Genomic DNA, 11,868 nt, shown 5'->3' with positions numbered 1-11,868 from the left:
AATGATCGATCCTAAGGAGGAAATTACGTATGTCCAACCAACAAAAACGTGAAATCCGCGCTCCGCGCGGTACCGAATTGAACGCAAAAGGCTGGGTTCAGGAAGCCGCTTTGCGCATGTTGATGAACAACCTCGACCCGGAAGTGGCAGAGCGTCCGGAAGACCTTGTCGTCTACGGCGGCATCGGCAAAGCTGCGCGCAACTGGCCTTCTTTTGACGCGATCGTCCGTGAACTGAAGCGTCTAGAAAGCGATGAGACTCTGCTCGTGCAATCGGGCAAGCCGGTCGGCGTCTTTAAAACGCATGAGCGCGCACCGCGCGTACTGCTGTCCAACTCCGTGCTCGTTCCGGCGTGGGCGAATTGGGAGCACTTCCGCGAACTGGAGCAAAAGGGTCTGATGATGTACGGCCAAATGACGGCCGGTTCTTGGATTTACATCGGTACCCAAGGCATTCTGCAAGGCACGTACGAAACGTTTGCTGAAGCAGGCCGCCAACAGACGGGTGGTACGCTCAAAGGCACCTTGACCCTCACCGCAGGGCTCGGTGGCATGGGTGGTGCGCAACCGCTGGCTGTCACGATGAACGAAGGCGTAGTCATCGCCGTCGAGATTGACCCGACCCGCATCGAACGCCGCATCCAACACCGCTACTGTGATGTGATGGCGACAACGCTCGACGAAGCGCTGGAACTGGCAAATCAGGCCAAAGCGGAAGGACGTCCGCTTTCGATCGGTCTGCTCGGCAACGCTGCAGAAATCTATCCGGAATTTGTACGCCGCGGGATCAAGCCTGATTTTGTCACCGACCAAACATCGGCCCATGACCCGCTGAACGGCTACATTCCGGTAGGCTATTCATTGGAAGAAGCGGCAGCGCTGCGCCAAAGCGACCCGGACAAATTGATCGCCCTGGCCAAGCAAAGCATGGCCGTTCATGTCCAAGCGATGCTCGACCTGCAAAAGCTCGGCTCCACCGTGTTCGACTACGGCAACAACATCCGCCAAGTGGCGCTTGATGAAGGGGTCCAAGACGCGTTCAACTTCCCAGGTTTCGTTCCGGCCTACATCCGTCCGCTGTTCTGCGAAGGCAAAGGCCCGTTCCGTTGGGCGGCTTTGTCTGGCGATCCAGAAGACATCAAGAAGACGGACGAACTGATCCTCAAGCTGTTCCCAGAAAATGATCACCTGCGCCGCTGGATCGAGATGGCAGGCGAAAAGATCGCCTTCCAAGGTCTCCCGGCCCGCATCTGTTGGCTCGGTTACGGCGAGCGTGCCAAGTTTGGTCTGGCGATCAACGAAATGGTCAAAAATGGGGAACTGAAGGCTCCGATCGTCATCGGGCGCGACCACCTCGACTGCGGTTCTGTCGCTTCACCGAACCGCGAGACAGAAGCGATGAAAGACGGTTCTGACGCAGTGGGCGACTGGGCGATCTTGAACGCACTGATCAACACCTCCGCAGGCGCATCCTGGGTTTCGGTACATCATGGCGGCGGGGTCGGTATGGGCTACTCGTTGCATGCGGGAATGGTCGTCGTTGCAGATGGCACCGCTGAAGCGGCGGAGCGTCTGCAAGCTGTGCTCACTTCCGACCCGGGCATGGGCGTCATTCGTCACGTCGATGCAGGTTATGACGAAGCGATCGAAACGGCTGAAACGCACGGCATCCGCATCCCGATGCGCGAACAAGAGTAGTAGCTAGCGATAGAACGAGCGAGGAGGATGAGCATGGAACAACTTGATTTGCTGGTAACCGGCATCGGGCGGCTGGTCACGCCGCCCGGCGATGCTCCGCGATTTGGCGCGGAGATGAACGAGGTGATCGAGATCGAAACGGCGGCGGTGGCCATTCACGAAGGGCGCATCGTTCATGTTGGAACCGAAGCGGAAGTGATGGAGAACTTGCGTGGCGTCACCATCGCTGAAACGATCGATGTCGGCGGCCGTCTGGTCACACCGGGTCTTGTCGATCCCCATACGCACCTCGTGCACGGTGGCTCGCGGGAGCACGAACTGGCACTGAAACGCTCCGGCGTGCCATATCTGGAGATTCTCGCGCAAGGCGGCGGGATTCTCTCGACCGTCACAGCGACTCGCGCCGCTTCCGAAGAGGAGCTGTACAAAAAAGCGCGCAAGAGCCTGAACGAAATGCTCCTGAATGGCGTAACCACAGTTGAAGCGAAAAGCGGCTATGGCTTGACCACCACCGATGAGCTGAAGCAGTTGCGCGTCGCCAAACAATTGCATGACACGCATCCGGTCGATATCGTGTCCACCTTCATGGGTGCACATGCGGTACCGCCGGAGTACAAGGGACGCACCGAAGAGTATGTCGATCTGATCGTCAACGAAATGTTGCCGAAGATCGCCGATGAGTTCCTCGCCGAATTTTGCGATGTGTTTTGTGAGCACGGAGTGTTTACCGTCGAGCAGTCCCGACGCATCCTGATGGAAGGCAAGCGCAATGGCCTGATGCCGAAAATTCATGCCGATGAGATCGAACCGCTCGGCGGTGCGCAACTGGCAGGTGAAATCGGCGCGATCTCCGCAGAGCATCTGCTGGCGGCCACCGATGAAGGGTTGCAAGAGATGGCCGACAATGGCGTGACGCCCGTGCTTCTGCCAGGCACTTCGTTCAATCTCGGTTTGCAAAACCATGCGCGTGCCCGGGATATGATCGACAAGTACAACCTGCCGGTCGCATTATCAACCGACTACAATCCAGGTTCCTGCCCAACCGAGTCGATTCAGTTGATCATCGCACTGGCGTCGCTCAACTTGAAGATGACGCCGGAGGAGATTTTGACCGCTTGTACGATCAATGCGGCCAACGCGCTCGGCCGCTCGACCGACATCGGGTCGATCAAAGTGGGCAAGCGTGCCGACCTTGCGATTTTTGACGCGCCGAACATCAAGTACCTGCCGTACCATTTTGGCATCAACCACACGTTTGGTGTGATCAAAAACGGTCAAGTCGTAGTCTGGGAGCGCCAGATTGTGCAGGAGGAAGCAAGATGAGCCATGAGATCCCGCACTTGAAAACGCCGGACCAAGCGGCATTCCGCGATCAGATGGAAACGAAGGTAGCTCGTTGGATCTCGGCATGGGACGGGGAGGAGCAACTGACGGCTGGCGTGATCGGAATTCCACTTTCCAAGCCGTCGATCTCCGTCTCCGGTGCCTCGACCACTCCGGCCGCCATTCGCACCGCTTTTAAATCGTTCACCACCTACTCGCTCGAATACGGGGTGGATCTGCAAAGTCTGGCGGTACGCGACCTCGGTGACATCGAGATGCACGTCACCGATAACGCCGAGTCACACCGCCGCATCGAAGCGAGCCTGCGTGCACTTTATCAAAAGCATCCTGACCTGATCCCGATCATCTTTGGCGGTGACCATTCGATCACATGCCCATCGATGAAAGCGTTCGTCGATCGCCATCCTGGCCAAAAGGTCGGCATCATTCATTTTGATGCTCACCATGATGTGCGCAACTTCGAGGATGGCGGCGTCTCGAACGGTACACCGTTTCGGGGCATCCTCGAATCGGGCATCGTGGACGGGAAGAATATCGTGCAGATCGGCATTCGCGGCTTCATGAACTCAAAGCCGTACCACGACTATGTGACCGGACATGGTGTCACCGTCTATACCGCTCGCGACGTCTATCGCCAAGGGATGGAGACGATTTTGACCCAAGCGCTTGAAATCGCAGGGGACGGAACTGACGTGCTCTACGTAAGCTTTGACGTGGACGTGATCGACCAAGCGTTTGCACCCGGTTGTCCGGCGATCGGCACGGGCGGGATGAACCCGTGGGATGCGATGGATGCGCTGTACCACCTCGGCACGCTACCACAGGTGCAAGGGCTTGATTTTGTCTGCATCGACCCGACCGTTGATGTGCGCAATGTCACGTCAAGGCTGGCCGTGCAATTTATGTTGACCTTCCTCGCGGGTGTATCTCAACGTGATGTTCGCTAGACAGAACGGTTAACAAAGGCTATTCTAGGAAATGGAAGTTAGTTGTAGTGAGGGGAGTGGGAAGAACATGTCAAATACGGCGAGTTTCTTCCGCAATCGATTCGTCCAAGTAATCGTATTGTCTGGATTGTTATTGCAAATCGGCATTTGGGTGCGCAACTTCGCGGTGCTGCTGTACGTCATGGAGCAGACCAATGGTGATGAAGTTGCCGTCTCGATGATTTCGGTTGCCGAGTTTGCCCCGATTTTCTTGTTTTCTTTTATTGGTGGTGCCTATGCGGACCGCTGGCGTCCGAAGCGGACGATGATCTGGTCCGATGTGCTCAGTGCACTGTCCATCTTTGCAGTGCTCGGGACGTTGATGACCGGCTATTGGCAAGCGATCTTCTTTGCGACGTTGGTGTCTGCGATCCTGTCTCAATTCTCGCAGCCTTCGATGTTGAAGCTGTTTAAACAGCACGTTCCGGAACATCAGATGCAGATGGGCATGGCGCTGTTTCAAACGATGATGTCGATCTTTATGATCATCGGTCCGTTCCTCGGAACCCTGGTTTTTCAAAACTTCGGCATCAAAGTGTCGATCGGGGTCATGGGGATCGCCTTCTTGGCGTCTGCAGCTGTGTTGACGATGATTCCTGCCGATAAGAAAGAGCACAACGTGGCGAAAGATACATCGATCTTTACGGAGATGAAGGATGGCTTCCGCTACGTGATGTCCAAACCGGTGCTGAAGATTCTTGGTGGCAACTTTGCCGCTGCAGGTCTGGCCTTGGGGATCATCCAACCGCTGACGATCTTTCTCGTCACGGAAAATCTTGGTCTGCCCAAAGAAAGCGTGCAGTGGTTGATGATGACGAACGGTGCGGCGATGCTGATCGGCGGTGGTGTGGTGATCGGCCTGACCAAGAAGATTCCACCCCATGCCTTACTTGTCATCGGTATGATCGCCGTGACGATCTCAACTGCGGTCACCGGCTGGTCAACCAACTTTGTGTTGACGCTTTGCTCGCAGTTTTTAGCAGGTCTGTTCTTACCGTGCATTCATATCGGGGTGAACACGATCATGTTGAAGACGACCGAAGAGGAATTTATCGGTCGGGCCAACGGTATTTTGAACCCGCTGTTCATGGGCATGATGGTAGTGACGATGAGTCTTGCCGGCCCGCTGAAAAAAATGTTCTCGCTGACCACTGCGTTCGAGTTGGCGGCTGGTCTCTTCTTTATCGGGATGCTGCTCGCTCTGCCGTTGTTCAAGCTGAACTTGGGTGCGGCGAACGCTACCACAGAACCCCCGAAGCCTGCCGAGCAGCCGTAAGGGGAACATCTCTATTTACAAAAGCCATCAGATTTCTGATGGCTTTTTATTTTAGTTATTTATTGTTATTATAAATAGAAGTTATTGTTATAGAGGGGGGCGCTGGTTTGATGAGCGAACGATGCATCTATCGGATGATTGAAGAGCAAGCTGCGCGAACGCCCGATCGTGTGGCGGTGGTGAGCGGAACTGAACGCTTGACCTATCGCGAATTGAATCGATCGGCAAACCGTCTGGCCGAAGAGTTACGTGCGAACGGCGTACAACAAGAGACGCTGGTCGGAATTTGCTCAGACCGCTCCGTGCAGTTGATGATCGGTCTGCTCGGTATTTGGAAAGCGGGCGGAGCGTACGTGCCGCTTGATCCGACCTATCCGGCCGAGCGACTGGCACACATCATGGGATTGGCAGATGTGCAGTTGGTCGTGACGCAGCGGACCTTGGAGGACGCGTTGCCGCCGCATGGGGCGAAGACCTTGTGGCTCGATGAGATAAAGGGAGCGAACTCTGCAAATTACGATCAGAATGTGGTGAACGATGCATCGCCAAACTCCTTGGCTTATGTGATTTTTACATCGGGCTCGACAGGAAAGCCGAAAGGAGTGGCTGTCGAACACCGTTCTGTCTATCATCTGTTGCAAGCTTTGACCGAGCAGTTGGAGATCGGGGAGGATGATGTCCATCTCTGCCTCGCTTCGTTTGCTTTCGATATGTCGGTACTCGATTTTTACCAGCCGTTGATGCTTGGCGGCACTTTGATCATCGGGGAACGGAGCTTGGCAGGCGATGGGGCTGCCCTGCGCGCCGTGTTGGAGACACAGGGCGTGTCGCTGCTCCAAGCGACGCCGATCACGTGGCATCTACTGCTCGATGCAGGCTGGCAGGGTAATCCGAAACTGCGTGCGATCACTGGCGGCGAGGCGTTGTCGGTGCCGTTGGCTGAGCGATTGTTGCAGACAGGTTCGCAAATTTGGAACGCGTACGGCCCGACAGAATGTACGGTGTGGTCAACCTTTCAGCGAGTGATGACTCCAGAGGATGCACAATTGATCGGGCATCCGATCCGAGGCGTTACAGCGTATGTGCTGGATCACAATTTGCAGCCGGTCGCAATCGGTGAACCGGGGGAACTGTTCATTGGCGGATTGCAGGTGACACGCGGGTATCACGGTGCGCCCGATCTAACAGCGGAGCGTTTTCTGCCCGATGTGAGCTCGGGTGAGTCGGAGGAGCGGATGTATCGCACGGGGGATTTGGTGAAGTGGATGCCAGATGGCGCGTTGGCGTTTATCGGACGTGTCGATCATCAGATCAAGATCCGCGGCTACCGCGTGGAACTCGGCGAGATTGAGCGCGTTTTGGAAGAAGCACCAGCGGTACGCCAGTCTGCTGTGGTGCTGCGGGAAGATGTGCCAGGCGAGCAGCGATTGGTCGCCTATGTCATGGCGGAACAGGAAGCAGTTTACGTGCCGTCCGCTCTGCGGGCGTTCTTGGCGGCTCGTCTGCCCGAATTTATGGTGCCGACGCGCTATGTGCTGATGACCGAGATGCCAGTTACACCGAACGGCAAGATCGATCGCAAAGCGCTCCCACAGCCGGAACAAGGGCGTCCCGAACTCTCCGTGGCCTATGTAGGACCGTCCACACCGCAAGAAAGGGATGTCGCAGCGGTGTGGGAAGAGGTGCTCGGCATCGTGCCGATCGGGATGGATGACCGCCTAGCCGAACTTGGCGTACACTCGCTACAGGTGACACAGGCGGCAGCACGCCTTCGCGAGCGGCTGTCGGTGGAGTTGACGGTGCGCGACCTGTTCATGACCGAGACGGTGGGCGAGGTAGCTCGTCTAGTCGGCGAGCGATCGGGGACAGAGTTGGCCGTGCCTTTGCTTCCGATACCAAAAGGAGAATGCGGCACAGCCAGCGTTTCTTTTGCTCAGCAAAGGCTGTGGTTTCTCGACCGTTTGCAACCGGGTACGGCCGTATATAACATCCCGGTCGCCATCGAGATGCAAGGGTGTGTAGATGTTACGGCGCTGAATGAAAGTTTGACGGAGATCGTGCGGCGTCATGAATCGCTTCGCACCGTCTTCGCAGAGGTGGATGGCGAACCGTTGCAAGTGATCTGCGATGCGCAGCCGATCAGACTGCGCGCGGAAAAGCTGACCCGCGAAGAGGCAACAGGTGCCGTGAATGCGGAAGCGAGCACTCCGTTTGATTTGTCCCGCGGGCCTTTGTTCAGAGCGCGGTTGTTCCAACTGGCCGCCGAAGAACATCTGCTGGTGTTGACGATGCATCACATCATTGCGGATGGCTGGTCACAGGGGATCTTGTATGAAGAACTGGCCGCTTGGTACACCTTTTTCACACAAAAAACGGCGGCGCGTCCACCCGCCATGGCTGTGCAATATGCTGATTTTTCCGCCTGGCAACGGGCCTGGCTGTCCGGTGAGCGATTGGATGGGCAGTTGTCGTATTGGAAAGAAAAGCTTGGCGGCACACTGCCTGTCGCGCAGTTGCCGAGTGACCGCCCACGCCCGTCTCAGCCGTCCCAGCGCGGGAAACTGAAGACGTATCGGCTGGATTTTCAATTGCTCAGCGGATTGCAGGAGTTGTCCCGCCGCGAAGGTGCTACTTTGTACATGACCCTGTTGGCGGCGTTTCAAACGTTGCTGTACCGCTACTCGGGCGAGACGGACATCATCGTCGGTTCTCCTGTAGCTGGACGCAGTCATCCTGCGGTGGAAAAATTGATCGGCTTTTTTGTCAATACGCTAGTCTTGCGCACCGATCTGCAAAGCAATCCTAGCTTCACTGAACTTTTGAAGCGGGTGCGCGTGACGGTGCTGGAAGCGATGGCTCATGGCGATGTGCCGTTTGAACGACTTGTCGAGGAGTTGCAACCGGAGCGAAGCGCTGGAATCTCTCCGCTTTGCCAAGTGATGTTCGCGCTGCAGAACGTGCCGATGACGCAATTGAACCTGCCCGGTCTAACCGCAACGGTGACCGACCTTGACAGTGGCACTGCCAAATTCGACCTCACCGTCATGATGACCGAAGAGGCGGACGGACTGTTCACGCAGGTGGAATACAGCACCGACCTGTTCGAGGAAGCGACGATCGACCGCATGATGGCCCACTTCTGTGAAATGCTACAGGGCATTGTGCAGCAACCGGATCTGGCGATCAGCACACTGCCACTGTTGACTGCGGAAGAACGCGAACAGGTGCTGTATGGCTGGAACGATACTCAGGTTGCGTTCCCTGAACAGCTTTTGTTGCATCAGCTGTTCGAAGAGCAGGCCAAGCGGACACCTGATGACATCGCGGCGGTGTATGGTGCTCAAACCATCACTTATCGAGACTTGGACGAGCAGGGGAATCGCCTGGCGCACAAGCTGATTGCGCTCGGTGTCGGCCCCGATGTAGCGGTTGGCGTTTGTGTCGAGCGCTCGCTGGAGCTGGTTGTGGCGTTGATTGGGATCTTGAAAGCGGGCGGGGCATATGTGCCGCTCGATACGGATGCGCCGACCGCCAGAATTGGGCAAATTTTGTCCGATGCGAACGCTCCTGTCTGCTTGATACACAGCGCCTTTCGCGACAAGATGCCACAGGGGATGGCTGTCGAGTATGTGGAGTTGGACAGCGCGGAGACCCTACACGGAGATTTGGCCACTGCACCGCACACTGCGGTTAATTCCGAGCATCTGGTGTCCATCTACTATACGTCTGGCTCGACAGGCCAACCTAAAGGTGTCTCTTCCACGCACAAAGGCTGGGTCAATCGCATGTTGTGGATGCAGCGCCACTATCGCTTGCAGGCAGGGGAGACCGTTTTGCAAAAAACGACCTTGACGTTCGACGATGCAGCCTGTGAGTTTTTCTGGCCGCTGATGGTCGGCGGGCGAATCGCGCTGATGGAACCAGGATTGCACAAAGACCCGCGGGCGATCGTGGAGGCGGCGATCTCCTATCAAGCGGCGTTCATCACGTTCGTCCCGAGTATGCTCGCGCTGTTCGTCGATGCGGTGACAGCAGAAGACCGGGCTAAGCTGCAATCGCTGCGTCATGTCGGTTCATCCGGAGAGGCGCTGCGCTCCGATCTGGTGCGCGCTTTTCAGGAGCGTGTCGGCTGTGAGCTGCACAACACGTGGGGCGCGACAGAAGTCTCGATCGATTCCACAGTCCATACCTGCACGGAGGCCGATACGCAAGAGTCGGAGATCGTTTCGGTCGGACGCCCGCTCGATAACAACCGTTGCTATGTGCTGGACGCCAACTTGCAACCCGTTCCTGTCGGGGTGCCGGGCGACCTTTATTTGGCGGGAGTCGGTCTGGCCAGAGGTTATTTGAATGACCCGGAGAAGACGGCGGCCGCATTTATCCCAGATCCGTTTGTGAGCGGCGAGCGGATGTACAAGACGGGCGATCGCGGGTATTTCCGCCGGGACGGGCAGATCATGTTCCTTGGGAGAAGGGACGACCAGATCAAAGTGCGGGGGCAGCGTGTGGAGATCGGTGAGATCGAAGCGGTGCTGGCGACTCACCCTGATCTCGAACAATCGGCTGTCAAAGCGTTTCAGGGCGGCGACGGTTATCGTCTCGTCGCCTACTGCGTGCCGCGCGAAGATGGCGCAGAGCGTGTGACGCCGGAAGCGTTGCGGGCTTATATGAGCGAGCGCTTGCCCAACTATTTGGTGCCGTGGCGGTTTGTCAAATTGGATACCGCTTTGCCGACGACCATTTCGGGCAAAATCGACCGCAAGGCGTTGCCCGATCCTGGCGAGGAGCGTCCCGATCTGCATGTCAGTTTTACTGCACCGAAGACGGAAGCCCAGCAGGTGATCGCTGAGATTTGGCAGGAGCTTCTGAATGTAAAACAAGTTGGGATTTACGACAATTTCTTCGACTTAGGTGGGCATTCGCTTACGGCGACGCGCATTTTATCGCGGATCAACCGCAGGCTGGAGGTGCATCTGCCGCTGAAGGTGCTGTTTGAGGCTCCGACCATCGCGGGGTTGTCCGAACAGGTGGAGGAACTGCGCGGGACTAAAGTGACGCTGTCTGCGATCGAACGCTTGGCCGTGCAAGCCGACTATGAGCTGTCTCACGCGCAAAAGCGCTTCTGGTTTCAATACTTGATCGACCCGCTTAACGCGTGTGGTGGTGTCAGTGCCAAGCGGATTCAAGGGCCGCTCGACCACCATCGTTTCCTTCACGCCTACGAAGCGCTCTGTGACCGTCACAGCATCATGCGGGCAACGTTTGCGGAACGCGACGGGATGCCCGTACAGATCGTGCATGAGAAGCTGGAACGGCCGATCACATATACCGATTTGACCGATCGCCCCGTTGCCCAGCGCTGGGAGCAATTGGCCGCAGCAGTAAAGCGGGAGCAGAAAACACCGTTCGATTTTCGGGAGGAGCCTGCTTTTCGCGCTGGGCTGTACAAATTGGAAGAGCAAGACTATCTGCTGTTGCTCACCTTGCATCCCATCGCCTATGACAGTTGGTCTGAAGCGGTGTTCATGCAGGATTTGAGCCAGCTCTACCAAGCGGAACCGCACGATGCCGCATTGCCGAACGCCGTTCAATATTCGGACTATGCAGCATGGCAGAACAATCTGTTAGCGACGGGGCAATTGGAGGCGCAGCGAACGTACTGGGCGGAGCAGTTGCAACATGAAGTGAGCGCGACGGAACTGCCCCGCGACGATTTGCCACCTGCTGCATGGTCGGCCAGCGATCTGTTGCGCAGTTGGCAGATCGATGCAGCACTGACGGCGAAACTGCGGGAGCTTTCCGCCGCGCAGGGGACAACGATGTACGTACTGCTCTTGGCTGGGTTTAAAATTTGGCTGTCGCTCTTGAGTGGACAGGATCAGGTCACCCTCTGCGCGCCGCTTTCGGGACGTAGCCACCCAGATTTGGAAGGGGTGCTCGGTGTGCTGGTCAACCCGGTGGCGATGCGAACCGACCTTTCTGGCAACCTCAGCGGCTATCAGGCGATTGAGCAGGTGAAGCGCTCTGCGATCGGAGCGTATGCGCATCAGGACTATCCGTTCGACCTCGTGTTGCAAGATCTGCGCGCGAAAGGGCTGGCGGTGGCACCGCTGTATACCGTGGTGTTTGTCGGACAGAACGCTCACATCGACGAGATCGTGCTGGAAGCTGGCGTAACGCTGACCAATCGCTCCTTGCCCGAGTTGTTTGCACCTTGGAACCTTGAGGTGCAAGACTTTGTGCACAATCGCTTTGATGGTGACCCTTCTGTTCAACTCGATTTGCATGTCGATGTTTATGAAGGCGAGCATGACATCCAAGTCCTGACCCGCTTCCATCCGTTGCGCTTTAGTGGCGAGACGATCGAACGTTTTTTAGAGCAGTATACCCGTGTGCTAGCCCAACTCGTGGAAGACCCGAGTCTGCGCCTTTCGCAGATGCAAATCGCAGCAGAAGCGGAATTCGAGCTTGACGAACTGTTTTAAAAGCAAAGCAAAAAGGCAAAGCAATAAGGCAAAGCAATAAGGCAAAGCAATAAGGCAAAGCAATAAGGCAAAGCAATAAG

5 protein-coding genes are annotated in these 11,868 nt (G+C 56.5%); all 5 read left to right on the top strand.

Annotated elements, in window-relative coordinates; all coding sequences use genetic code 11:
- Window positions 1-29 precede the first annotated feature (29 nt).
- The 5 genes from hutU to CIG75_RS10410 all read left to right on the top strand — a co-directional run bounded on the left by hutU (window position 30) and on the right by CIG75_RS10410 (window position 11,788).
- Window positions 30-1,697: a urocanate hydratase gene (gene hutU, locus CIG75_RS10430; protein WP_094236614.1), complete on the top strand. Its 1,668-nt coding sequence runs from the start codon at window positions 30-32 to the stop codon at window positions 1,695-1,697.
- Window positions 1,698-1,730: 33 nt separating this feature from the next.
- Window positions 1,731-3,020 carry an imidazolonepropionase gene (hutI, locus tag CIG75_RS10425; protein ID WP_094236613.1) on the top strand — a complete coding sequence of 430 codons (1,290 nt, stop codon included), beginning with the start codon at window positions 1,731-1,733 and terminating at the stop codon, window positions 3,018-3,020.
- Window positions 3,017-3,988: a formimidoylglutamase gene (hutG, locus tag CIG75_RS10420; protein WP_094236612.1), complete on the top strand. Its 972-nt coding sequence runs from the start codon at window positions 3,017-3,019 to the stop codon at window positions 3,986-3,988. The genes hutI and hutG overlap by 4 nt, the downstream gene beginning before the upstream one ends.
- Before the next feature lie 67 nt (window positions 3,989-4,055).
- The gene (locus CIG75_RS10415) at window positions 4,056-5,303 is read left to right on the top strand and encodes an MFS transporter (RefSeq protein WP_094236611.1); all 1,248 of its coding nucleotides are present in this window, start codon (window positions 4,056-4,058) and stop codon (window positions 5,301-5,303) included.
- Between the two features lie 110 nt (window positions 5,304-5,413).
- Window positions 5,414-11,788, top strand: coding sequence for an amino acid adenylation domain-containing protein (locus CIG75_RS10410; RefSeq protein ID WP_094236610.1), 6,375 nt, complete (start codon window positions 5,414-5,416; stop codon window positions 11,786-11,788).
- Window positions 11,789-11,868: the final 80 nt, after the last annotated feature.

Origin of the sequence: Tumebacillus algifaecis (assembly GCF_002243515.1) — a bacterium.
GTDB lineage: Bacteria > Bacillota > Bacilli > Tumebacillales > Tumebacillaceae > Tumebacillus_A > Tumebacillus_A algifaecis.
The sequence above is the reverse complement of the archived record's forward strand: the minus strand, read 5'-3'. Positions and strand labels throughout refer to the sequence as shown.